23 protein-coding genes, 1 tRNA gene and 3 pseudogenes are annotated in these 23736 nt (G+C 60.9%); 10 read left to right on the top strand and 17 right to left on the bottom strand.

Annotated features, from left to right (window positions below):
* The first annotated feature begins 76 nt into the window (after positions 1 to 76).
* Together BM177_RS03195 and rplI are read left to right on the top strand one after the other, a co-directional pair.
* Positions 77 to 1162, top strand: coding sequence for a YybS family protein (locus BM177_RS03195; protein ID WP_091677832.1), 1086 nt, complete (start codon positions 77 to 79; stop codon positions 1160 to 1162).
* Positions 1162 to 1731 carry a 50S ribosomal protein L9 gene (gene rplI, locus BM177_RS03190; RefSeq protein WP_091677829.1) on the top strand — a complete coding sequence of 190 codons (570 nt, stop codon included), beginning with the start codon at positions 1162 to 1164 and terminating at the stop codon, positions 1729 to 1731. Before BM177_RS03195 ends, rplI begins: the two co-directional genes overlap by 1 nt.
* 151 nt (positions 1732 to 1882) lie before the next feature.
* Here rplI and BM177_RS03185 read toward each other — a convergent pair whose 3' ends face one another.
* Entirely contained in the window at positions 1883 to 3574 is a 1692-nt protein-coding gene (locus tag BM177_RS03185) for a porin (RefSeq protein WP_091677825.1), read from the bottom strand.
* Positions 3575 to 3921: 347 nt separating this feature from the next.
* Between BM177_RS03185 and BM177_RS03180 the strand changes: the two genes are divergently transcribed.
* The 3 genes from BM177_RS03180 to BM177_RS03170 all read left to right on the top strand — a co-directional run bounded on the left by BM177_RS03180 (position 3922) and on the right by BM177_RS03170 (position 5268).
* Positions 3922 to 4015 (top strand) — tRNA-Ser (locus tag BM177_RS03180).
* Positions 4016 to 4181: 166 nt separating this feature from the next.
* Positions 4182 to 4643: a DUF2147 domain-containing protein gene (locus BM177_RS03175; RefSeq protein ID WP_175492480.1), complete on the top strand. Its 462-nt coding sequence runs from the start codon at positions 4182 to 4184 to the stop codon at positions 4641 to 4643.
* A gap of 160 nt (positions 4644 to 4803) precedes the next feature.
* Entirely contained in the window at positions 4804 to 5268 is a 465-nt protein-coding gene (locus BM177_RS03170; RefSeq protein WP_139223490.1) for a hypothetical protein, read from the top strand.
* Positions 5269 to 5499: 231 nt separating this feature from the next.
* On the opposite strand, the gene BM177_RS03165 is transcribed toward BM177_RS03170, so the two are convergent.
* From BM177_RS03165 to BM177_RS03130, 8 genes are all read right to left on the bottom strand, one after another.
* The gene (locus BM177_RS03165) at positions 5500 to 5970 is read right to left on the bottom strand and encodes a hypothetical protein (protein ID WP_175492479.1); all 471 of its coding nucleotides are present in this window, start codon (positions 5968 to 5970) and stop codon (positions 5500 to 5502) included.
* Between the two features lie 590 nt (positions 5971 to 6560).
* On the bottom strand, positions 6561 to 8048 hold the full coding sequence (gene gatB, locus BM177_RS03155) for an Asp-tRNA(Asn)/Glu-tRNA(Gln) amidotransferase subunit GatB (RefSeq protein ID WP_091677808.1): 1488 nt from the start codon (positions 8046 to 8048) through the stop codon (positions 6561 to 6563).
* Positions 8049 to 8089: 41 nt separating this feature from the next.
* Complete coding sequence (locus BM177_RS19415; RefSeq protein ID WP_139223489.1) at positions 8090 to 8365, bottom strand: hypothetical protein; 276 nt, start codon at positions 8363 to 8365, stop codon at positions 8090 to 8092.
* Positions 8362 to 8859, bottom strand: a complete 498-nt coding sequence (locus BM177_RS03150) for an endonuclease domain-containing protein (RefSeq protein WP_244532070.1) — start codon at positions 8857 to 8859, stop codon at positions 8362 to 8364. The genes BM177_RS19415 and BM177_RS03150 overlap by 4 nt, the downstream gene beginning before the upstream one ends.
* Entirely contained in the window at positions 8856 to 10337 is a 1482-nt protein-coding gene (gene gatA / locus BM177_RS03145) for an Asp-tRNA(Asn)/Glu-tRNA(Gln) amidotransferase subunit GatA (protein WP_091677804.1), read from the bottom strand. Before gatA ends, BM177_RS03150 begins: the two co-directional genes overlap by 4 nt.
* A gap of 183 nt (positions 10338 to 10520) precedes the next feature.
* Positions 10521 to 10808 carry an Asp-tRNA(Asn)/Glu-tRNA(Gln) amidotransferase subunit GatC gene (gene gatC / locus BM177_RS03140; RefSeq protein WP_091677800.1) on the bottom strand — a complete coding sequence of 96 codons (288 nt, stop codon included), beginning with the start codon at positions 10806 to 10808 and terminating at the stop codon, positions 10521 to 10523.
* Between the two features lie 169 nt (positions 10809 to 10977).
* Positions 10978 to 11241, bottom strand: coding sequence for a hypothetical protein (locus tag BM177_RS03135; RefSeq protein ID WP_091677796.1), 264 nt, complete (start codon positions 11239 to 11241; stop codon positions 10978 to 10980).
* Between the two features lie 57 nt (positions 11242 to 11298).
* On the bottom strand, positions 11299 to 11997 hold the full coding sequence (locus tag BM177_RS03130) for a metal-dependent hydrolase (RefSeq protein ID WP_091678714.1): 699 nt from the start codon (positions 11995 to 11997) through the stop codon (positions 11299 to 11301).
* 118 nt (positions 11998 to 12115) lie between these two features.
* Here BM177_RS03130 and ruvX point away from each other — a divergent pair, with 118 nt between their 5' ends.
* Positions 12116 to 12598: a Holliday junction resolvase RuvX gene (ruvX, locus tag BM177_RS03125; protein WP_091677792.1), complete on the top strand. Its 483-nt coding sequence runs from the start codon at positions 12116 to 12118 to the stop codon at positions 12596 to 12598.
* 86 nt (positions 12599 to 12684) lie between these two features.
* On the top strand, positions 12685 to 12837 hold the full coding sequence (locus BM177_RS19910) for a hypothetical protein (protein WP_175492478.1): 153 nt from the start codon (positions 12685 to 12687) through the stop codon (positions 12835 to 12837).
* Positions 12838 to 13391: 554 nt separating this feature from the next.
* On the opposite strand, the gene BM177_RS03115 is transcribed toward BM177_RS19910, so the two are convergent.
* Positions 13392 to 14879, bottom strand: a complete 1488-nt coding sequence (locus tag BM177_RS03115) for an amino acid permease (protein WP_091677785.1) — start codon at positions 14877 to 14879, stop codon at positions 13392 to 13394.
* 293 nt (positions 14880 to 15172) lie between these two features.
* Between BM177_RS03115 and istA the strand changes: the two are divergent.
* From istA to BM177_RS03105, 3 pseudogenes are all read left to right on the top strand, one after another.
* Positions 15173 to 15718 (top strand): annotated as a pseudogene (istA, locus tag BM177_RS19905) (IS21 family transposase); the annotation flags it as partial.
* Positions 15710 to 16054 (top strand): annotated as a pseudogene (locus BM177_RS19900) (ATP-binding protein); the annotation flags it as partial. The pseudogenes istA and BM177_RS19900, both read left to right, overlap by 9 nt.
* Before the next feature lie 85 nt (positions 16055 to 16139).
* Positions 16140 to 16331, top strand: a pseudogene (locus BM177_RS03105) (integrase core domain-containing protein); the annotation flags it as partial.
* Between the two features lie 19 nt (positions 16332 to 16350).
* Here the strand turns inward: BM177_RS03105 and BM177_RS03100 are convergent.
* The 7 genes from BM177_RS03100 to BM177_RS03070 form a co-directional block, all read right to left on the bottom strand.
* On the bottom strand, positions 16351 to 17565 hold the full coding sequence (locus tag BM177_RS03100) for an NAD-dependent epimerase/dehydratase family protein (protein WP_091677776.1): 1215 nt from the start codon (positions 17563 to 17565) through the stop codon (positions 16351 to 16353).
* On the bottom strand, positions 17562 to 18623 hold the full coding sequence (locus BM177_RS03095) for an ATP-grasp domain-containing protein (RefSeq protein ID WP_210185877.1): 1062 nt from the start codon (positions 18621 to 18623) through the stop codon (positions 17562 to 17564). Before BM177_RS03095 ends, BM177_RS03100 begins: the two co-directional genes overlap by 4 nt.
* Positions 18624 to 18696: 73 nt before the next feature.
* Positions 18697 to 19470, bottom strand: a complete 774-nt coding sequence (locus tag BM177_RS03090) for a TylF/MycF/NovP-related O-methyltransferase (RefSeq protein ID WP_091678711.1) — start codon at positions 19468 to 19470, stop codon at positions 18697 to 18699.
* A gap of 200 nt (positions 19471 to 19670) precedes the next feature.
* Complete coding sequence (gene rfbC, locus BM177_RS03085) at positions 19671 to 20237, bottom strand: dTDP-4-dehydrorhamnose 3,5-epimerase (protein WP_091677770.1); 567 nt, start codon at positions 20235 to 20237, stop codon at positions 19671 to 19673.
* Between the two features lie 8 nt (positions 20238 to 20245).
* Positions 20246 to 21472, bottom strand: coding sequence for a class I SAM-dependent methyltransferase (locus BM177_RS03080; protein WP_091677765.1), 1227 nt, complete (start codon positions 21470 to 21472; stop codon positions 20246 to 20248).
* The gene (gene rfbG / locus BM177_RS03075) at positions 21469 to 22542 is read right to left on the bottom strand and encodes a CDP-glucose 4,6-dehydratase (protein ID WP_091677761.1); all 1074 of its coding nucleotides are present in this window, start codon (positions 22540 to 22542) and stop codon (positions 21469 to 21471) included. Before rfbG ends, BM177_RS03080 begins: the two co-directional genes overlap by 4 nt.
* Entirely contained in the window at positions 22539 to 23669 is a 1131-nt protein-coding gene (locus BM177_RS03070) for a DegT/DnrJ/EryC1/StrS family aminotransferase (protein ID WP_091678708.1), read from the bottom strand. The genes rfbG and BM177_RS03070 overlap by 4 nt, the downstream gene beginning before the upstream one ends.
* Positions 23670 to 23736: the final 67 nt, after the last annotated feature.

Raw genomic sequence — 23736 nt, 5'->3', positions numbered from 1 at the left:
ACGAATTGCTGGGACGGGCGGAGGCGTTGGTTTCCGACCCGCCTCTAACCGCCCTACAGCGGGACAGCAGGGTACGATGAAAAAACGATTCTCTCACATCTCGCCCATCGTCGTTGCGGTCGGGATTGGAGCCGGCGTCTCGGCCGGAATCCTGTTCACCCTGAGCCGCCAGGGGACGGCGCCGGCGATGACGCTGGCTTACCTGTCGCCTCTTCCCATCATGATCGCCATGCTTGGCTTCGGGCCCTTCGCCGGAGTCGCCTCGGCCATCATCGCGTCGCTGACAGTCGGCGCGCTCGTGATCCCGCAAAATCTCCACGCCTGGACCTGGGGACTCGACACTGCGGCGCTGACCGGCCTGATCTTCGCCATGAGCCTTGGCCTGCCCGCCCTCGGCCTTGGTTTCCTCGCCGCCTTGAGCCGGCCGAAGGGAAGCTCTTCCTGGAGCATCACCACAACGGTCGGACGATCCTTTTCGCGCGATTATGCGCCCGTCGAACGAATCCTTGCGACCGCGGTGGCGATTTGCTCCGCGATCACCGTGGCGGTCACGATCTATTTCAGCGTCCAGCATGGAGGCCCGCGCGCCGCCTTCGCCGACGCCGTCGCAAAGGTGACGCCGCTGATCGAAAGCGTCGCCGGCGCGGATCTGCCGGCGGGACTGAAGCTTGAGGACGTGGCTCAGCTTATCGTCCGGGCCGCCGCGCCGCTGGCCGCCGCGTCGAGCGTCCTGATGCTGGTCTTGAATCTTTATCTCGCGGGCCGCGCCGTCGAAGTGTCCGGCCGGCTTCCCCGTCCGTGGCCGGATATCCCTCGCGAACTGGGCCTGCCCCGCTCCTTCGCAGCAGCTTTCGTCATCGCGGTCGCCGTATGTTTCATCGGCGGCTTCACCGCTTATATCGCGGCCATCGTCGCGGCGGCTCTCGCCATGGGCTTCGCCTTGCAAGGCCTCGCCGTCATGCACTTTCTGTCGCGCGGCGCGAAATACAGAACGCCGATGCTCGCGGCGATCTATATCGGCGTCTTCTACCTGATGCGATACGGATTTCCGATCCTCCTTTTCGTTCTTATCGGCCTCGTCGACGCCGCATTCGCCTTGCGTGAGCGCAAGGTCAAATCGGCGCTTTCCGCTTCTGAAATCAAATCAAAGGATCATGTCTGATGGAAGTCATCTTACTCGAACGCGTCGCCAAACTGGGGCAGATGGGCCAGACAGTGCGGGTGAAGGACGGCTACGCCCGTAATTTCCTTCTGCCCGGCGGCAAGGCTCTGCGCGCGACCGAGGCCAACAAGGCCCATTTCGACAGCCAGCGAGCCCAGCTCGAGGCGCGCAATCTCGAGTCGAAGAGCGAGGCCGCCGGAATCGCCGAAAAGCTCACTGGCCAGAGCTTCATCATCATTCGTCAGGCGGGCGAGACCGGCCATCTGTACGGATCTGTGTCGCCGCGCGACATCTCCGACGCGATCACGGCCGGGGGGTTCAACGTCAACAGGACGCAGGTCGTTCTTGGAACGCCGATCAAGTCCATCGGCCTGCATTCGGTCCCGGTGCATCTCCATCCGGAGATCATCTCTGAAATCACCGTGAACGTCGCCCGTTCGGTCACCGAGGCGGAACGTCAGGCGAAGGGCGAGGAAATTAACGTGGTCGAAGAAACCACCATGGATGATCTCGGGCTGGAAGTCGGCGCGGCCCTCGCCGACGCCGGCGGCAGCCTCGGCGACCGCTGAAACTTTTCGAAGCGGGATCAGGAGGGTCTTCGGCTCCTCCTTTCCCTCATCCGACAGCAAAAAACCCGGCGCTTTCGCGCCGGGTTTTTTGCTGTTCGGGAGCTTTCTTTCGGGAAAGCGTGGAGCGGACCTTTCAGTCCGCTCCTGCGAATTAGAAGGCGCGCTGCACGCGGACGCGGCCTTCGTATTCGTTGTTGGTGCCGCGCCAGGACGGCAGGCCCTGAAGGTTGAGAGCCTTATCGGGCGCAAGGCCGACCGGGCGGGACTGCGTGACGTTCACGTACATGAACTCGCCGCCGATATCGAAGCCCTTGATAGGGGTCCAGACGAGGTTGGTGCCGATGCGGGCGGTTTTCAGGTTGGAGACGCCGACCGCGCCGCCGAAGCCGGCGAGCGCATTCTGCGAGTAATTGACCTCGGTATAGGATCCATAGACGGCGGACGAGACGGTCGGGATCCAGTAATGCTTGAAAGCGGCGACGACGTTCCAGCCTTTTTGCTGCTCGCAGGAGCCGCTGGCCGTGAAGATGCAATCATACATATTGGTGTTCCAGCCCGCGCTGGTGTCGGCCGGGGTGAAGCCAGCGCCATAATAACGGCTGCCGTCCGACGCGCCATATGATCCGGCGAGGTTGTTGCCCCAGACATAGCTGAGCGCGCCCTGCTCGTAGGCGGCCTGGATCCAGAGTTTGTCTCCCGGCGAGAGATAAGGCAGCTGGAAATAGTCCAGATTCAGCTGAAGGCCGCCCTGGACAGCCCATCCGTAGGCGTTCGAAGTCATGGTCGGGAAGGCGTAGGTGGTGGCGGCCGTGCCGTTCGCCTGAAGGGACGTGCTGGAGAACAGGCTGGCCCGCGCTTCATGCCCGGCGGCCGAGACCTGGACCGCGCCCCATTTGTCGTCATAGCGAAGATTTGCGACGATATCTGGCCAGGCGTTTCCAGCCGGAGTTCCGGTATAGGTCGTGCCAGCTCCAAAGAGGGCGCCGGGCGGAGTGTAGGCTACGCTTCCGGCAAATGGGTAGCGGGTTCCGCCCGCAATCGTGCTGCCGATAAAGGCCTGGCGGGCGTTTTGGTCTTCAACCGAGAAAGTCGTCGAAAATCCGCTTCCGAAGGTCGCGGTATAGGCCAGCAATTGCGTCGTGGCGTTGGAGCCGCCGATGTTCGCATAATTATAGGCGTTGGCGTAGAAGTCGAACATCGATTGCGCGCGGCCCGCGGTCAGTCCCGCGAACTGGATGAAGGCCTTGCTGACGATCGTGGTTTCGCGCGTGGCGGTCGGCCCGGCCGTCGTATTGTAGGGATTGCCGTTGCTATTATAGCTGCCGCCCGTGCTCAGAGCGCCAGTCTGGGCGTACCCAGATCCGACATAGGCGTCGACGCGCAGGAAGGCGCGCAGGGTTCCGAACGGCGTTCCGTTCCGGGCGTCGAGTTCGACCCGGCCGAGTGAATTCCAGCCGTAGGTGTCGCGCGAACGCGAGTTGGTGTAATCGCCCGGAGTGGGCACATATCCTACGCTCGATGCGCCGCCCGTCGCGCGAAAAGCGCCGCCCGCCGGCAGAGCGAAGGGGTTCGTCGCGCCGATCGCGGTTTTGCCCTGGCCCGAAATATTGCTGCTCATGCTGTAGCTGGAGTCGTAGGACCGAACCTCGGTCACGACCTGGCCGCCGATCTTGAGGCAGGTTTCTGTGCCGGGAATATAGAAAAAGCCCGCGCCGTAAGCGTCGCAGATCCGCACATATTCGATCGGCGCCGCTTTGGTCGCCGGCAGATCGGCCGCCTGAGCGCCGGCGATTCCCGTAAGGGCTGCGGCCGATCCCAACAATAAGCCCCTGTACATCTTCATAGAAACTCTCCGTCAAAAGACCCAATCGGGAATAAGCGGCTGGGGACCTCGTCCCACGACTTGCCTGTCCCATTTCGTCAGAAAAACCCCCTTCTTGAGGTTTTTCGTCCGGCTCCACGATCGGGTGGCCCCCGTTCGTGAGGTCAATGTACCCGCAGGCGGGGCTATGTAAATTGCGATATCGTGTGCGCGAGGCTTTGGCGGAGGGGTGTGGTTTCGCTGCAACGGATTTAGGGGGTAAGGCCCGATTGCGACGCTTTCATAGCGGGTCTTGCCTTCGGCACGGGGGTCGGGCATATGTCCAAGGCCTGACGGAGCGGCGGCTTTCCCGCCGCTTCGGAGCGTTTGGAGACGTGGCCGAGAGGCTGAAGGCGGCGGTTTGCTAAACCGTTATAGGGTTGTAAAGCCCTATCGAGGGTTCGAATCCCTCCGTCTCCGCCATAGCCTGACGCCAGGCTGTCTGACGAAAGCAGAGATTACGAATCGATTTTCTTTTCAAAATCATAGGCCACGCGGTTCCTTTTCGGAGTTTGGTGCAATGTCTCAGGACCGCTCTCGAACCTCCTTGTCCACCCGATCCGCTTTTTCAGCAGGGCCCGCGATTCGCGTGGGACGCTTTTTCAGGCTCGCGCGGGTCACATTGGCCGTGGCCTGCCTCGAATCTTTGTTGGCGTTGGGCGCTGCGGCGGCCCCGGAAGATCCCGCCGGCCTCTGGCTGACCAAGGGCGGTGGATCGATCATCAAGATCGCGCCCTGCGGCAAATTCATGTGCGGCGCCCTTGTCTGGCTCAAGGAGCCCGTCGACGCCGCCGGCAAGCCGAAAACCGACGCCCTGAACGAAGACGCGTCCAAACGCAGCCGGCCGATGATCGGGATCGGCATTCTGCTCGATCTTGAACCCCAAAAGGATCATTGGCGCGGGAAGGCGTACAACCCAAAAGACGGCAAAACCTACGACATCACCTTCAGGAGCTTTGCCGAAAAGGCTGAGGTCGAAGGCTGCGTGATGAAAATACTTTGTCAGACCGATACGTTCGTGCGCACCCAGAGCGTTCCGAAAGCGCCCTGAGCGTCGCCCGCCACTCCGGACGCCGGAAACCGAAAGTCCGCGGATCGGCAAGCCGGTCAGCGGTTGAAACCACCGAGCCTGTTGCAATTGCGAAAGCGGGACGCCCCTGTTGGATCGAGCCGAAATCAGGGCCGGCGCAAAGCGGCGAGACAGCTCCAGCTTGAAGCATGGGATTGCGCGGCGGTCTGAACGCCAGCAGGTCCGCGACGCGAAATTGCGGATCGCCGCCAGTTCTCCAGCCGCCCTCGCATTCATTCTGGTTTTAGCGGCGTTCAATCCGGCTTTCGCGCCACAAGCGGTCGGCGGATCCGGACCGCAGAAGGCGCCCGCCGCCGTCCAGCGTCAAACCGCCCACCCGCCGCCGCCGTCCCGTCCCGCCAATCTTGGAAGCGGCAATATAGGCGCGCCTGGCGCATCGCCGGCTCCGCCGGCGCAAACGCCGTCACCGCCGCCGCCCTCGCCTTTTGCGCCGATCCCGGCCGAACTCGGGCCTCCCATGAGCCTGCCTCCGGCCACACGAGAACGCATGCACTCCTGCGGCGTCGAATGGCAAAAGATGAAACAGACTGGCGCCGCCGGGGACAAAACGTGGCGCGACTTCGCGACGGTCTGTCTCACCAGGTAAGCGACTGCCGGGCGGACGTTTCGCTGACAAAAATCTTGTCGCGCCGCGCAGATGGACGGCGCAAGGAGAGCCAGCTCCGCGACTCATCGCTCCGCAATGGCGGGATCAACAATCAGCATAAAATAAAAGGGAGACGTCCGAACTTGCGACCCTCGCGCCACAGGCGACCTCGAGAGGGCGCATGCGGACGTCTCCGGAGAACTCCGCACAAACCAAAAAACTTGCGCGTCGTCAGGAAGCTTCCACTGGCGGCGGCGCAACCTTGGGCTTGCGCGCCGGAGCCTTTCGCGCGGCTTTCGCCGGAGCGGTCTTTTTCACGGCCGCCTTCTTGGCGGCAGTCTTGGGAGCCGCAGTCTTGGCGGCGCTCTTGGGAGCTGCAGTCTTGGCGGTAGTCTTGGGAGCTGCAGTCTTAGCGGCAGTCTTGGGAGCGGCCGACTTCACGCTTTTGCTGGCGACGGTCTTTTTGGCCGGAGCCTTCTTCACCGCTGTGTTTTTCGCGGGAGCTTTTTTCACCGCTGTCTTTTTGGCCGGAGCCTTTTTCACCGCTGTCTTTTTCGCGGGAGCCTTCTTCGCCGCCGTCTTCTTTACAGCCGCTTTCTTCGCCGGGCTTTTCTTGGCCGCGGCCTTTTTCGCTGGCTTACTTTTGGTGGTTGCCTTCACCATGTCCGAAGTTCCCTCTGTTGTTTCGTCAGCCGGCGTCATGCGCCGACTAGAGGCGTGCATAGCGTAGCGTTGTTAATCAGTCGTGCAAGAGGAGGCGCGTCTACATCGCCGCAAGCAAGCGCGAAACCGATCCTCGGGACAGCTTGAAAAGCGATTGTTGATTCGCTCACGCGCAAGAAGCCGGAGCGGTTCGCGGGCCTCGCGATCATTAGCGAAGCTGCTCTTCGCTCGCTCCGTAAAGCGCTCAAAATTTTCATGCGCCATGGGTCTCATGCGATCGTCGCGGCTCGCTGAGAAGATCCCCAGAGGATTCGAAAGTCATTGATTTTACGAGTCCTCTGATGATTTTTCTTTGCGCCTTTCAAAACTCGGAGCGCAGCCGTTTGATCCGTTCGCGACTTCGTCTTCGCGATCCGTAATGCGCGCGGAAGAACATGCTGCGAAATATGCGGCGCGCAAGGATCAGGACGTTTCAAATCGTTCCGCGCATTGCGAAGGAACGCTGCGCTTCAACGCCAAAAATAAATTCGTGAGGAACAAAAAAAACGGCGAGAAAAGGACTTCGTCTGCGCTCGAAATCGAATGCGGCGCGCGAATCAGTTGAGATGATTCGCGCGCCGCTTCGCGTTTCAGATTCCGAGTTTGGATTTCAGGAGATCGTTCACAGCTTGCGGATTGGCTTTGCCGCCGGTCTCCTTCATCACTTGTCCAACGAACCAGCCAAGCATCGAAGGCTTGGCCTGCGCCTGCGCGACCTTGTCCGGATTGGCTTTGATGATGGCGTCGACTGCGCTTTCGATCGCGCCTGTATCGGTGACCTGTTTCATCCCGCGCGCTTCGACGATCGCGCGCGGATCGCCGTCTTTCTCCTCGGCGATGATGATCGCAAGAAGGTCTTTTGCGATCTTGCCCGAGATGGTGCGATCGGCGATGAGATCGACGATCCCGGCGATCTGCGCTGGCTTGATATGCGTCTGCGCGATCGGCGAGCCGACTGAATTGGCGAAGGCCGCGACGTCGCCGCTGATCCAGTTGGCGACAAGTTTCGGATCGCGTTTGGCTCCGCCGAATTTGACCGCGGATTCAAAATAGTCGGCGGTCTCCTTATCCGCGACGAGTACTCCGGCGTCATAGGACGGCAATCCGTAATCGCTGATGAAGCGGGCCTTCTTCGCATCCGGCAATTCCGGCAGTCCTTCCTTCAGCCGGTCGACATAGGCCTGATCGAATTCGAGAGGCAGCAGATCGGGGTCGGGGAAATAGCGGTAGTCATGCGCTTCTTCCTTGGAGCGCATCGAACGGGTCTCGCCGCGCGCGGGATCGAACAGGCGCGTCTCCTGATCGATCTTTCCGCCGTCCTCGATGATCCCGATCTGACGGCGCGCCTCGACCTCGATGGCCTGCGCGATGAAGCGGATCGAATTGACGTTCTTGATCTCGCAGCGCGTGCCGAGCGGTTCGCCCGGACGGCGCACCGAGACGTTGACGTCGGCGCGCAGCGAGCCCTGCTCCATATTGCCGTCGCAGGAGCCGATGTAGCGCAGGATCGTGCGCAGCTTGGTCACATAGGCGCGCGCCTCGTCGGAGGAGCGCATGTCGGGCTTAGAGACGATCTCCATCAGCGCGACGCCGGAGCGGTTGAGATCGACGAGAGACTCGGTCGCCGACTGGTCATGCAGCGACTTGCCGGCGTCCTGTTCGAGGTGGAGCCGCTCGATCCCGACTTCGATCTGTTCGGTCGGCGACACATCGACGATGACGATTCCCTCGCCGACAATCGGGCTCTTGTACTGCGAGATCTGATAGCCCTGCGGCAGATCGGGATAGAAATAATTTTTCCGGTCGAACACCGAGCGAAGGTTGATCTGCGCCTCGAGGCCAAGGCCGGTGCGGACCGCCTGCGCGACGCATTCCTCGTTGATGACGGGAAGCATGCCAGGCATCGCGGCGTCGACGAGCGAGACATTGGCGTTGGGCTCCTCGCCGAACGCGGTCGAGGCGCCGGAGAACAATTTCGAGCGGGACGTGACCTGAGCGTGGATCTCCATGCCGATCACCACTTCCCAATCGCCGGTGGCGCCCTTGATGAGCTTGGAGGGTTTGGCGTGCGTGTTCATAATGCTGCTCTCTTTCGCAAGAAGTCCGCGGTCGAAGCCATTTAGGCTTTCAGCATGGAAGCCGAATGCCCCTCGACATCGACCTGATCAAACAGACGAATGATCACATCCGAAGATTCAGGAAATTTCCTGAATTCGAACTCGGAGCCGCCCTGTTTCACAAAGTGTTCCAAAACTTCAAAAAACCGCTGGCGTCGCTCGCGTTGAACTTCTCTCTGGCGTAGACGGACATAGGTGATAGCCGACCAAGCTAAAGCGCAGAGGGGTACGGTTACACTCAAGATCGCCGCTGCTTGGGCGATTTGATCAATGGTCACTCGTTGCTCCCGGAGTCTCCCGCACGCGTCTCACCCCACCCGTCAGCTTCGCTGACACCCTCCCCTTTTAGGGGAGGGAGCATGCGCCTCGCCTCGGCCTCGCGAAAAATCGTCTCGACAACACCGTCGAGGTTTCCGTTCACCTCATGAGTCCAAAAACGGAGCACTTTGAAACCAGCGGCCGCGAGTTTGGCGTCACGGTTGGCGTCGCTTTGCAAATTACAGGTTTCGCCATGCTGCGCGCCGTCGATTTCGATGACGAGCTTCGACTTTAGACAGGCAAAGTCGACAATATAGCCCTCGCGCGGAACCTGGCGACGGAAATGAAAGCCTTGTTTTTTCAAGGCGCGAAGATGAACCCAAAGTTTCACCTCCTGAGGCGTCATCGTCTTGCGCAACCGCCGCGCCATTTCATTGGCCATCATTTCCTCGCCAATACGCAATCCCTCCCCGTACACGGGGAGGGTGTCAGCGAAGCTGACGGGTGGGGTCACGCCCACCATTTCGGCGGCAATTGGATTTTCGGCGCGGCCTGTTCGATCACCTCCGCGACGGCGAACAGAGTCTCCTCGTCGAACGCGCGCCCGATCACTTGCAGGCCAAGCGGCAGGCCTTCGCTCGACAATCCCGCGGGAACGGCGACGCCCGGAAGCCCGGCCATGTTCACCGTGACCGTGAAGATGTCGTTCAGATACATCTCGACCGGATCGGCCGAACCCTTCTCGCCAATTCCAAACGCGGCGGATGGGGTCGCCGGGGTCAGGATGGCGTCGACGCCGGCCGCGAACGCGGTCTCGAAATCGCGTTTGATCAGGGTGCGGATTTGCTGCGCGCGCACATAATAAGCGTCGTAATAGCCGGCCGAAAGCACGTAGGTTCCGATCATGATGCGCCGGCGCACTTCCTTGCCGAACCCGGCCGCGCGGGTGTTCTCGTACATGTCGGCGATGTCCTTGCCAGGCGCCCGCAGGCCGTAGCGCACGCCATCGTAGCGGGCGAGATTCGACGAGGCTTCCGCCGGCGCGACGATATAATAAGCAGGCAAGGCATGGCGCGTGTTGGGCAGCGAGATCTCGACCGGCGATGCGCCCGCGTCGATCAGCCATTGAACGCCCTGCGCCCACAATTTTTCGATTTCGGGAGACATCCCGTCGAGCCGGTATTCCTTCGGAATGCCGATCTTCATTCCTTTGATCGAGCGGCCCACGGCGGCCTCGTAATCGGGCGCTGGAAGGTCGGCCGATGTCGTGTCCTTTGGATCGTGACCGGCCATCGAGCGCAGCAGGATCGCGGCGTCGCGCACGGTCCGCGCGATCGGCCCCGCCTGATCGAGCGAAGAAGCGAACGCGACGATGCCCCAGCGCGAACAGCGTCCATAGGTCGGCTTGATGCCGACGGTTCCGGTGAACGCCGCCGGCTGGCGGATCGAGCCCCCGGTGTCGGTCGCCGTCGCCCCGAAGCAAAGCCGCGCCGCCACCGCCGCGGCCGAACCGCCGGACGAGCCGCCCGGCACGAGCGGCTTGTCGGAATCCTTGCGCCGCCAGGGCGAGATGACCGGGCCGAAATAGGATGTCTCGTTCGAGGAGCCCATCGCGAATTCGTCGAGATTGAGTTTGCCGAGCATGACGGCGCCATCGCGCCAGAGATTGGCGGAGACGGTCGACTCATAGGCCGGAGTGAAGCCTTCGAGGATATGGCTGCCCGCGGTCGTCTGCACGCCGTCGGTGCAATAGAGATCCTTGATCCCGAGCGGAATCCCTTCGAGCGGACCGGCTTCGCCCCGCGCGATGCGAAGGTCGGATTGCGCCGCCATCGCGAGCGCCTTCTCCGGCGTCTCCGTGATGAACGCGTTGAGCCCGCGCGCTTTTTCGATGTCGGAGATTTGCGCCGCCGCGAGTTCGAGAGCGGATATCTTTTTGGTCGCCAGCGCGTCGCGCGCGCCGGCAAGCGTGAGTTCAGTCAGGTCGCTCAATATCTCGTCCGTTCAAAACCGGAGCCCTTCCGGCCGCAGCGACGCGCGTGACCGAAAAGCGGCTCACCAATTCAAAGTTTCAGGGCGTGTCGTCATTGAAAAAGCCACCCGCTTTTTCAAATTACGAATGGCGTGAGCGCAAGCAAAAAGTTTCGGCGCTCATGCCGCGGCGCGCGCCCGAACCTATTCGACCACCTTCGGAACTTTGAAGAAATGATCTTCGCTTTCTGGCGCGTTGGCGATGATCTTGTCCGCGATCGAGCCGTCGGTCACGGCGTCCAAACGCTTTTTCATTGGCATCGGCAACACGGAAGTCATGGGCTCGACGCCCGCAACATCGACCGCGCCGAGCTCTTCGACGAAACGCAGGATCGCATTGAGTTCGTCTTGAAGATGGGGCACGTCGTCGTCGCTGACCTTGATCCGCGCCAGATGCGCGATGCGCCGCACGGTCGCCTGATCGACGGACATAAAGTCTCCTTCGAAAGTTTGCAGTTGTCCAGCCTGGAGCGCAGCCTATACCACCGCCGCTCCGCGCGGGGCAATGGCCGCGTCTTCACCCGGCGCGGCTGCCGCGCCTACTCCGCAGGAGCCTTTGCCTTCCCAGCCCTTCAATCAGGCTTTGGATAGGCTCTTTAGGTCAGGCCTTGGGCGCCTCCGTCGCATCGAGCGCATTTTGCTCCGCCTGCCGGGCCGCGAGGTCGAGTCTGGATTTTTTGACGGCGCGGCCCACCAGAACGCGCATCATCAGGATACAGACGCCAACGACAAGCATCGCGCCGAACCAGCCGAGCAGGGTCCGAACCTCTTCAGTGGCGAGAAGAGTGTCGATCGACCGCAGGAACGCATTGAGAAGGCTGCTGACCGCGCCTTCGTTCGCGTTTTGCAAAACGAGATGGTGCATGATGCTCTCCCTGGAACAAGATGATTTCGAAACCAGACGTTAACGTGGGCGCTCGCGTCAGAAATCCAACGCCTCTCCTATGGCCGGAACGAGAATTCGCGGCCTCGACCCCGCCATAGCCGCGACGAACTCGGAGGGATCGGACTTGAGCAGATCGAACGTGCCGTAATGGCAGGGGACGACAGCGCCGAAATCGAAAAATCGCTTGGCCGCAAGCGCCGCCGTTGTCCCGCTCATGGTGAAACGGTCGCCGACGGGGATCAGTCCGATATCAGGCCGGTGAAGTTCCTGGATCAGCGCCATATCGGAGAAAATGTCAGTGTCGCCCATATGATAGACCTTCGGTCCCGCCTTGGGCTTGATGACCATCCCGTTCGGATTGCCGAGATAGACCGATTGACCGTTAAAGACCGCGCCGGACGAATGCGCGGCGGGCGTGAAGCTCACGTCGAAGGCGCCGCAATCGATCGAGCCGCCTGTGTTGCCCGGATTGATGCTCGCCGCGCCCTGGTCCAGAAGAAACATGCAGATCTCGAAATTCGCGACGATCTGCGCGCCGGTCGACTTGCTGATCGCGGCGGCGTCGCCGATGTGATCGTCATGACCATGGGTGAGAATGATATGCGTCGCTCCCTCGCTGACCTGCTCGACGCTGCCGGTGAATTTCGGATTTCCGCTCAAAAACGGATCGATCAGAATGATCGCCCCATCGAGATCGATGCGGAACGCGGAATGGCCGAGCCATGTCAGTTTCATGGGCAAGATCTCCTGATGAGCGCATAAGAGCATTTAAAGCGGCGCGGGAGCCCCGGAAAGCTTTTTCCGGGTTCGCGCCGGGCGATTGAACGGCGAGACTGCGACAGGACGAACGGCGATGGCTATGGACGTAATCGATCTTGCCGAATTGCGGCCGATGATCGGACCGCGGCAACGATTGATCGGGATCGATCTCGGCACGAAAACGATCGGCGTCGCCCTGTCGGACGTCGAGCGCCGGATCGCAACGCCGCTCGAAACGATCCGCCGCACCAAATTCACCAAGGACGCCGAACGCCTCCTCGCGCTTTCGGAACAGCACGACGTTGCGGCGATCGTGATTGGCCTGCCGCTCAATATGGATGGAACGGAGGGGCCGCGGGCGCAGGCGACGAGGGCGTTCGCCCGCAATTTCGGCGCGCGAACCGCGCGGCCATGCGTCTTCTGGGACGAACGTTTGTCGACGGCGGCCGTCCTGCGAACCCTGATCGAACAGGACGCATCGCGCGCGAAAAGGGCTGAAGTCGTGGACAAAATGGCCGCGGCCTATATCCTGCAAGGAAGCTTGGACCGATTGCGTTGGCTGGCAACCACCGCTTGAGGATCGCGACGAAAAGACTTCATCGGGCGAAACGGAAGGCGTTCCGCACCAGGATGAAGCAGAACCTGAACAAATGGAGTGCTTTCATGAGTTCGTTTCTTTCAAGCGCCATCTTGACCGTGGCTTTGGCCGGAATGGTCTGCAGCCTGCCGGGACTGTCCTCGAACGCCGAGCGCGTGCGCGCCGTCGTCCGCGCGAGGCGGCCCGAAAACAGCCGCCGCGTCGCCGCCAAGGATTAGTGCATATTCCGATCAGAGTGGCTCGCACTGATTGATCAGAATGCGTTCAAGCTTTTGACTCTGAAGCTATTTCTTATCGACCGAATGATTCCCTCCGGTCGGAAGGCGCTCTAAGCCGCGACACGTCAGCCTCTCGTTTGCGCTCCGAAGTCTGGATAGCCGCGAAGGAGCGGCGCTTGAGGGCTCGAATGCGCGCGATCCGGTTCGAGCCGCATCGATAGCGACTCGCTCGAGCATATTCCGATCGGATTGAATCAATCCAATCGACAAGAATCGATCGCATGACTTCATGCGATCGGAAAGCGCTCTAAGCTTGAGAGCGCCTTGTTGAGCTTGAGAGCGACTCGTGAGCGACGTCGAAACGCTCTTCTTTTCCGAAAACCTCGGAAATGACGCCCGTCTTCGGTCAAGAACGCCGCTTCAATAAGTCCGGGTCTTGGGTTCGAGGATGACGAGCGTTCGGGAATAAAGCGCAACGCCGCGATCGGGAGAGCCGTCAGCTCTTTCGAGGCCGTTTGGCCCCTGCTGCGGCGCCTCGCGTAGGGCGCCGGGCGTTACTTGAGCCGCCCGATATGGCTGTTTGTACGGCCGTAGAAGAAATAGATCACGAGGCCGATGACCAGCCAGACAACGAGCCGCACCCATGTGTCTCCCGGCAACTGGAACATCAGGTAAATCGCCGAGATTGCGCCAAGCGGCGCAACGACGAAAACGAACGGCGTCTTGAACGGGCGGTGAAGATCCGGCTGGGTGATCCGCAGGATCAGAACGCCGATCGAAACCACCGTGAACGCGAACAATGTTCCGATGCTGACAAGTTCGCCGACAAGTCCGATCGGTAACAAGCCCGACAAAATCGCGACAGCCGCTCCCGTCAGCATCGTTGTCAGCCAGGGCGTGCGGAAGCGTGGATGAACGGCCGCAGCAAAGGGAGGCATGAGCCCGTCGCGCGCCATCGACCAGAAAATGCGCGATTGGCCGAGCATCAGCACCAGGATGACCGAGCTGAGCCCGAGGATCGCTCCGAACTTGATCAGGGGCGAGAGCCAGAGCAGACCAATGGCGTCGACGCCGACCGCAATCGGATCAGGGACATTCAGCTTGTCGAACGGAACGATCCCGGTGATCACGAGACCCACGAGCACATAGAGCACGGTGCAGATCGCCAGCGAACCGAGGAGGCCGATCGGCATGTCCCGCTGCGGATTGATCGATTCCTGCGCCGCCGTCGAGACCGCGTCGAAGCCGACATAGGCGAAGAACACGACAGCCGCGCCGCGCATGATTCCGTCCCACCCGTATTGTCCAGGCCCGAGATTCGGCGGAATGAACGCGCCGGTGGGGTTTGTCGAAGTCACCCAATTTGCTGAATCGACATACCAGACGCCAGCCCCGATGAAGAGAAGGATGATCGCCAGCTTGATGAGCACGATGATATTGTTGACTTTGGCGGATTCCCTGATCCCGACGATGAGCAACGCCGCCGCGAGGATAATAATGATCACGGCGGGCGCATTGACGAGCGCTCCGGTGCGCGACCATTCCCCGCTGTTTGGATCGAAGGCGAGCGGCGCGCGCGACAGATATTCCGGAATGACGATGTGCAGATCTCTCAGAAAGCTCGTGACGTAACCGGACCAGCCGATCGCGACCGTCGTCGCGCCGAAGGCGTATTCGAGAACGAGATCCCAGCCGATGATCCAGGCCACGAACTCTCCCATCGTCGCATAGGCGTAGGTGTAGGCGCTGCCCGCCACCGGCACTGTCGACGCCATCTCGGCATAGCAAAGGCCGGCGAAGGCGCAGGCGATTCCCGCCATGATGAAGGAAACGCCGACAGCGGGCCCGGCGTAAGCCGCGGCGGCGTGGCCGGTCAGCACGAAAATGCCGGCGCCGATGGTGCAGCCGATGCCAAGAGCGATAAGACTCATGACCGATAGTGTCCGGTGCAGCCCGACCGGATTGGCCTCTGTTCCGAATTCGGCGTCGCGCGCTTCGACGGCAAGCGCCGTCATGGATTTGCGAACCCAGATGTTTGTCACGTTACGCCCTTATATGATGCCGGGAGCCGGAGGGAAGGCGCGGAAACGAAGCAGCTGAAAACCGCCCGATCCGCATCGTCGCGGAGTCTTTCTTTTTTCGCATGTTTTACACATACGCAGATATGCCTTATATATCAATAGGTTACGTAGTTTTTCTGGGTTCTGGGTACAGCGCTGAGATACTGCGCCCCCGCTGAGCTAAGACTCAGCCCGCGAAAGGGGGCGTCGTCAAGCCGCCGCAACACAATATATAAATGTCATGCGCTCGGCTTTTTCTCTTCGTCCGCCGCCAGCGCCTCGCCGCCTTTGTTCGTCGCTGGAAGGCCGACCGGCAGCACGAGGAGCAGACCAGCGGTCGAGGAACATTCGTGCCGCTGGTCTTCCAGCCTGGGGAAGCGTTTCAATTCGATTGGAGCGAGGACTGGGCCATTGTCGCCGGCGAGCGAACCAAGCTGCAGGTCGCCCATACCAAACTGTCGCACAGCCGGGCGTTTATCGTACGGGCGTATTTGCTTCAGACCCACGAGATGCTGTTCGACGCGCTGGCCGAGGCATTCCGGGTTCTGGGCGGCGTTCCCCAGCGCGGGATATTTGATAATATGAAGACTGCGGTCGATCGGATCGGGTCGGGCAAAGCCCGGCAGGTCAACGCCCGGTTCGCCGCCATGGCCAGCCATTACCTGTTTGAGACGGATTTTTGCAATCCGGCCTCTGGCTGGGAGAAAGGGCAAGTCGAGAAGAACGCGCAGGATGCAAGGCGCCGGCTATGGCAGCCGATGCCCAGCTTCCCCGATCTGGCGGCGCTAAACGCCTGGCTCGAGGAGCGCTGCATCGAGCAGGAAAAAGCCATGAACCAGGCAGGCCAGTTGGCCGAACGCCTGCTGCGTCTCGACCTCATCATCCTCGACGAACTCGGCTATTTGCCGTTCAGCCCGTCAGGGGGCGCCCTCCTGTTCCACCTGCTCAGCAAACTTTACGAGCGAACCAGCGTCGTCATCACCACCAATCTCAGCTTCAGCGAGTGGGCCGGGGTGTTCGGCGACGCCAAGATGACCACCGCACTTCTGGACCGGCTGACCCACCATTGCCATATCCTTGAGACAGGCAACGACAGCTACCGGTTCAAGGCAAGCGCCGCAGCTCCCAAAACACGAAAGGAAAAATCCGCCGCTTAACCCTCGCCCGCAACGCCGGACACAATGTCAACCCGGGTCACTTCTCAATGAAAATCCCGGGTCAGTTCGAAGCGAAAATCAACACCAGACGGCCTATATCGAGCCTAGGAGCCCGTGGGAAAACGGCTACTGCGAGAGCTCCAACAGCAAGCTGCGGGACGAACTACTCAATGGCGAATTGTTCTTCAGCTTGGCCGAAGCACAAGTCCTGATCGAAGCCTGGCGGCGCCGCTACAACGCCTTCCGCCCGCCCATTGTTAGTAAATGGCTTTGTTAGGCGCACCAAGCGCTCGTCCCTATTGCGTGATGCTCAGCATCCGCCGCAAACCGGTGTCAATGTTGACGTTCGCTTTCCAACCCAGCCGCCGGGCCGCCTTCGAGGAAATCATGGCCACATTGCTGGTTTCGTCGTCTATTTCGATTTCGTCGAGTCGTAGCGGCTTTTGAACGATTTCTGCGATCATTTGAGCAATCGCAGCGGTCTCCGTCAAAGTGCCGGCGCCGAAATGGAAAACATCATCGATCCTGGAATTGACGAGGCAGCGCAGCGCCTGCGCCGCATCCGTGACATGCAGCAGATCGAGCGCCGGCCGGCCGTTGTGGAATCGATGCGTCGATATCGTGTCGCCACGCAGTAGGCTCTGGTGAAACGTGCCGATCAGCCGCGGTCGGTCTCCTCCCGTCCCATACACCGGAGCAAACCGCGCGATCGAAACTTTGACGTCCCCGCGGTCGGCATGCGCGCGCACCAACATCTCCTCTATGTATTTCGAGTCGCCATAAGCGCCTTTCGGCCGCAGGGCGACGCCTTCGTCGGCCCACAGCGAGGTGGAGGCGTAACCGGAGAACACGACCCAGGACGAAACGAAGATCAGCCGTATATCCAACGTTTTGCAAACATCGAGAACCGCTCGCAGCATATTGACGCTCGAGCCCGCCGCATTGGTGTTGGTGTAGGCGCGTGGATAGGCGAGATGCAGGATCTGACCTATGTTCTGCTCGCAACAATAGCGGCCAAGTTCGGCCGCTCCTTTTTCGATGTCGAGGGTGTTGCGAAGCGGCGTCAGGACACGCTGCCCGGACGCCAGAAGGGGCGACAAATGACGGCCGATGAAGCCGCTGCCGCCGGTGATCAGGAGGGAGCTTCGATCAGACCGCATCGAAACCGGCTCGAGCGCCGCCCGCACCGTCTCAATCATCGCAATCTTTATTTCGGCCTCGCCGGTGGCGTCGATGACGTCGGCGAGAGCAGCGTCAAATCTCTTTCCTTCAGCGCGGCTTAGGACGCCGGCCGCGATAGAATTGCTTCGCGATATGCCGAAGTCGCAGGCGATCACCACGGTTCGGCCGGCCTGCAGCAGCTGAAGACCGGCCTCGACAGCCTCGAGAACCGCGCCGCTTGGGTTGCCCGATTTGTCCACAAGGCGCCGCACGTCGACAACGGCGAAGTCACCTTCGGGGATTTCATTGAATGGCGCTGTGCCGAGCCGCGGCCGAATCCACCGGATCACGCGATCAGCCCTCCGTCGGTGACAAAAGCTTCCGTCAGGCTGCGAAGATGCCAGCCAGGGTTCGCCGCCAACGTCGGGAGCGGCTGTCCCAGCAGATGCCTGATGAAATAATCCACCTCGTTGAAGCCGGCCAGGGCGCGCAGATAGGTGGATGCTGAGAAACGGGGATTGATTTCGAAGGGCAGAAATCTCCCTTCAGCATCGACGCGGCCCTGTATGTTGATCGGTCCACGGCTGTCGACCGCCTTTGCGATGGCGATTGCCGTCGCGCAAACCGCCTCGTAGGGGCCGATGTGACCCTGGCTGTAGCCGCTCGAAATTAGAAAATCGGCTCCGCGCGCCGCGACCGACAGTTTGGCGGCGAAGGACCGCTTCATGGCGACGCTGCCTACCAACTCACCGTCCCGCCTCGACAAGACCCCAACCGTGAACTCGCCGTTCTGATGCGGTATATATTCCTGAGCGATCGGGCGGAGGCCGTTGCGCCTCATATATTCGGCATAGAGAGCCGCTTCATCAACGCTGCGCGCAAAGAAGACGAATGCGCTGCCTCCGCTGTCAATCGCCGGCTTCAGGATGCATGGCATTGGCAGATCGGACGGAATTCCCCGTTCGACGTCGAACGTCCGTGGAATAGGGAAGCCAAGTTCCTCCAGCCGTCGAAAGCACAAAGCCTTGTCGGCCAGTTCGGCGACGACCGCGGAGGAATTGGCGGCGACCTCGATCCCTTGCTCGGAGAATCGCGGATGCGCGGCTGCAACCAGCCTCGCCGGCTCGTCGCCTCCTGGAATCACCACTTTGAGGCAATGCGCCGAGCATAGAGTCAGGATGTCGTCGATGTAGGCGTCTTTGCGAACGAGCATCGATTTATCGAGGAGGCCCGCATAATGACCAAAGGCGAGGGGAGAGATGTCACAACCGAAGAGCCGATAGCCCTCCGTGAGCCTTAGCGCCTTGATGACCTCGGTGCCGAGAGAGGCACCGCCGATGCCGGCGATCAACACGCCCGTGGCGGATGTCGGCTCAGATCGACCTGTAGTGAGCGACGCATTGGGCACTTCGACGCTTCTCTTTTGGAGGATTACGAAAACAAGCTAAAAACGCGTTGTCGAACCGCTCGGCTTCGTGTTTTTATTCCAGGATCGCATAAGAGAGCGCGGGCGTCGTTGGAAAGCGCCGGATGCGCAGATTGCGCAGTCCCACGGCGTCCATGACTGCGGCCGTCTCGCCGGGCCATCCAGCTTGATTCAGCTCATCGAACGCCAGAATAGCGCCTTTCGGCATGCGCGGCAGAAACGTCTCGATCGCTATTTTGGTCGGCTCGTAGAGGTCGAAGTCGAGGTAAAGCATCGCCACCACAAGATGAGCGTTCGTGGCGAGATATTTCGGAATGGTTTCGCAGGCGTCTCCCCTGACCAACTCTACCCGCGGAATATGCCCAATCGGACGGTTGAGGTCGAACAGGCGAATGCAATCCTGCAGGTCTGTATACGAATCGGCGGCGAGGCCCTTCGGCTGGGCGTAACTCAAGCTTCCTATCGCGTCCTTTTCGGAGAATTCGACAAATCCGGCGAAAGTGTCAAATCCAACAACACGTCGCGTGTGGTTGACCGGTTCAAAGATGGCGCTGAGATTCGCCCATGTCATCAAACCCGCGCCGAGATAGACGCCGCATTCGACGATATGGCCATGCACGGGCAGGATCGCCTGAAACAGCTCGTTCTTTGCCAGAAACTGCGCCAGCGCCTGACGCGGCGCGAATTTCGGAAAGGTCCGTAGCTTGTCCAGGTTCGAACCGAGGCTGCCGGCGAAAAACGCTTCCATGCCTTCAGCGAACTGACGATCGCTGGATGTTTGCGAGCGCGGGTCGACCATCGAATAGGATTGTTCGGTTGAATCGCTCATCAACATCCCTCGCGCGCCGGTCGGCACTGAACGCGCCAGCGCCGCCCTTATGCAGCGATCCTGGCTAGAATGGCTCGCCTGCCCTCATACCAGAAAGTGAGAGCGGCACAAGTGCGTCGGGCAAGGCCAGCTCGCTATGTCGGCGCGACCGGCTTTGTCCGAAAGGCTTTGCTTCAGCCGATCCCGACGCGTGTCGGGTTTTACGCGCCTCGCGCCGGCAACATGGCGTATTTTGTATCGTCTCCCAACAAAGGAAGGTTGAGATCCCGCTCGGAGATGACCGAGACCGGACGCGGCCAGTTGATCGCGAAGGCCGGATCATTCCACCGCACGCCGCGCGCGGCCTCGGCGACGAATGGCCTGTCGATCAAATATAGGACGCTCGCATCGTCCGTCAGAGTTTGGAAGCCGTGAGCGAAGCCGGCAGGGATGTAAAGCAGGCGGTGGTCGTCCGCCGTGAGAATGAAAGCGACGCTTTGCCGGAAGGTCGCGGACTGTGGCCGCAGGTCCAGAACAACGTCGAAAATCGAGCCGGACACACAGCGCACGAGCTTGGTCTCCGCGTCGGGCCCGGCGGAGTAGTGCATTCCTCGCACGGTCCCGCCCTGCGTGTTGGCGGAGACAGAGCATTGCGAAAATTGCGAGACGAGCCCTTGTTTCGCGAAGCTCTCGGCGCAAAACACGCGTGCAAACGCGCCTCGCGCGTCGCGATGCGGCTCGGGCTCGATCAGAAACACTCCGGGCAAAACCAATTCACGAAAAAGCATCTTGTGCGTCAGAAGATCGAGAGGGTGGGCACGGCCACGACGAAGCGGCAGCCCCAGTCCCGCGCCGCTGCCAGTTCCGCGGATATTTCCTCGCGCAGATTCCAGGGGAGAATGAAGATATAATCGGGCTTCAGGGCCAGCATCTCATCGGGCGACACGACCGGAATGCGGCTTCCGGGGAGCAAGGCGCCCTGCTTGTGCGGTGAGCGGTCGGCCACGACCTTGATGTAGTCCGGGCCTGTGCCGGTGTAGTTGAGAAAAGTATTGCCTTTGGCGGCGGCTCCGTAGCCGCAGACGAGCTTGCCCTCCCGCCGGGCGTTGATCATAAAAAGCAGCGCGTCAGATTTGATCGTCACGGCCGCATCGGCGAAACCGGCATATCCCGAGAGGTCGTTCAGTCGGGAGGCCTCCTCGAGGCCGAGGATGTGAGCGACCTCGGGGCTGATCGGATAATGCGCCGCATCGTGGCAGACGAACACCCGCAGCGAACCTCCGTGGGTTGCAAGCTGTTCGACGTCAAAGACGCGAAGCCCACGCCGCTGCATGAGGTCGGCGACGACGCCAAGGCGCAGATAGGAAAAATGTTCGTGGTAGATCGTGTCGAACTGGCTCTGTTCGATCATCCGGAGCAGATGCGGGAATTCAAATGTAGCGACGCCGGCGCTCTTCAAAAGGATGCGAAACCCCGCGACGAAATCGAGAATGTCCGGCACATGCGCCAGGACATTATTGGCGACCATCAGATCCGCGGCCTCGCCCTCATCCAGCAATCGCCTTGCCGTTTCGGCTCCGAAAAACAGCACGCGCGTCGCAACGCCGTTTGCGATGGCGGCCTTTGCCACATTGGCCGCCGGCTCGACGCCGAGGACCGGGACGCCACGCGCCAGGAAATACTGCAGGAGGTAGCCGTCATTGCTGGCCACTTCGACGACTTTGCTATCGGCGCCAAGACCGAAGCGCGCCTTCATCGCGCCTGCATAGGCGTCCGCATGGCGAAGCCAGGCCGCTGAATAGCTCGAAAAATAGGCGTAGTTCGAGAAGATGGCGTCTGGATTCTCGAACTCCTCGAGCTGCACCAGAAAGCATTGATCGCAGACATAGGCGTGGAGCGGATAGAAGATCTCGCCGCGCTTCTCCTTGTCGAGGGGAACATAGGAATTTGCGAGCGGCGACACGCCCAGATCGACGAATGTGTGGCTCAGCGGCGATTTGCAGATGCGGCAATGCGAGCTCATAAGGTCGGACGCCCTCCAATTGCCTCATAACGCGCGATCTGACCGGCTGTGAAGGCGGTCATATCGCCCTGCGACCGCGCGATGGAATACCAGTCGGAGGTCCATTCGATCGCCTCGTCAAGCCGCAGTCTCGGAAACCAGCCAAGGCGAGTTTTGGCTTTCGACGCATCGATCTTGAGATAATGCGCCTCATGCGGCAGACTATGATCGCGGATCCGCCACGACGCCCCCTCGCCCCACCGCGCAGCGAGTTGGCCGACAAGGGCTCGAACCGGCACGCAATCCTCATCGCGCGGACCGAAATTCCACGCTTCGGCAAAGGAAGCGGAGTTGCGACGGCTCAGAGCCTCGGCAAGCAGAATGTAGCCGCTGAGCGGCTCCAGGACATGCTGCCATGGCCGGGTGGCTTCCGGGCTTCTGATCTCGACGGCGTCGCCCGCGTCGAAGGAGCGGATCATGTCGGGGACGAGACGGTCCTCGGACCAGTCGCCGCCGCCGATGACGTTTCCGGAGCGGGCCGTCGCAATCGCGCAGGAGCGCGCCCCGCCCTCAAAGAAACTTGATCGATAGGCGGCCGCCACGAGTTCGCTGCAGGCTTTCGAATTCGAATAGGGATCGCGGCCGCCCATTGGCTCGGTTTCGCGATAGCCCCAGTGCCAGTTGCGATTCTCATAGCATTTGTCGCTGGTGACGATGACGGCGGCGGCGACCGATGGCATTTCTCGGATCGCCTCCAGGACATGCGCGGTTCCCATCACATTTGTCGCATATGTGCCGAGCGGATCCCTGTAGGATCGCTGGACCAGAGCCTGCGCCGCAAGATGAAAGACGACATCGGGCTTAGATCGCCGCATCGCCCGCTTGACGGTCTCGAGGTCGCGAATGTCTCCGATGATCGAGTCTGCGCCGGATGTCACCATGCGATAAATCGCTTTTCCCGGCTCCGGATCGAGCGCGAGGCCTGTAATGCGCGCGCCCATTCGTTCGAGCCACAGACTGAGCCAGGTTCCCTTGAAGCCGGTATGACCCGTCACAAGGACTGAGCGATCCTTCCAAAAGCCCGGGGTCACGTTCCACCGTCGACCACTTGACGCAAGGCCGAGCAAACGGTCTCTACGTCGCCTTCAGTCAGACCGAGCGCGCTCGGCAGATTGACGCCAAATGGCGTAATCGCATAGGCGTTGACGTTGCGCGCGCGCGCCGCGGCCGCCTGCTCGCTTGCCTTGAACGCGGGAATTGAGCTCAGCGGCGAAAAAAACGGGCGCGCCTCGACTCCGCGCTTGCGAAGTCCCGCGATCAACTCGGCCTTCGGCATAGGATCGGATCCCTTCAGAATGACGGTTGTCATCCAATGCGAATTGCAAAGGTCCGGATGGTCAGCCTTCAGCGAGCCGCCGCTCCAGCCCGCGAGCCCGTACTGGTACCAGCCGAAGATGCGCCGCTTGGCCTCGACGAGTTCGGCGACGCGCTCAAGCTGGGCGATCCCGAGAGCCGCCTGCATCGACGACATCTTGTATTTCCAGCCGACCTCTTCATTCAGGAACTGCACGTCGCCGGGTTTCCGCCCATGATCGCGGAGTCGCATCACGCGATCATGGAGGCGGTCGTCGTCGAGGAGTAGCATTCCCCCTTCGCCGGTGGTCAGCGTTTTGGAGCCGTGAAATGAAAAAGCCGAGAATACGCCAAATCCGCCGGCCAACCGGCCGCGCCAGCGCGAGCCAATGGACTCCGCCGCGTCCTCTATCAACGCTACCCCGTGTTTTTGAGCTATGGCAGTGATGGCGTCCCAATCCGGCATCGAGCCATAAAGATTGACCACGATGGTGGCCTTGGTTCGAGGCGTGATGAGAGCCTCGAACGCTTCCGGCGAGAGGCACCAGCTATCTCGGTCCATGTCAGCGAAGACGGGAGTCGCGCCCACATAGACAACCGGCGCGACGGAGGCGATCCATGTCGCGTCCGGAACGATGACCTCATCGCCGGGACCGATTTCTAGCGCCAGCAGGGAAAGGTGCAGGCCAGAGGTGCAGGACGGCAGGGCAACGGCGTGACGGCGCCCGCAGTAGACTTCAAAGTCGCGCTCGAAACGGTCGTTGAAGCGGTTTGCGCCTTCGTACCACGCCGTTGCGACCGCCTCAGTCACGTAGTCGATTTCTTTTTGCGTAATCGACGGTCCCGCAACCGGTATGTTTTTCACGAAGTTTTCGCCCTCATGCAATCCCCGGCCGCTGCTTACCGCAACCCAAGCCAAGCCGCAACACTAC

Source organism: Methylocapsa palsarum, assembly GCF_900114285.1.
GTDB lineage: Bacteria > Pseudomonadota > Alphaproteobacteria > Rhizobiales > Beijerinckiaceae > Methylocapsa > Methylocapsa palsarum.
This window is presented reverse-complemented; position numbering and strand designations above follow the sequence as displayed.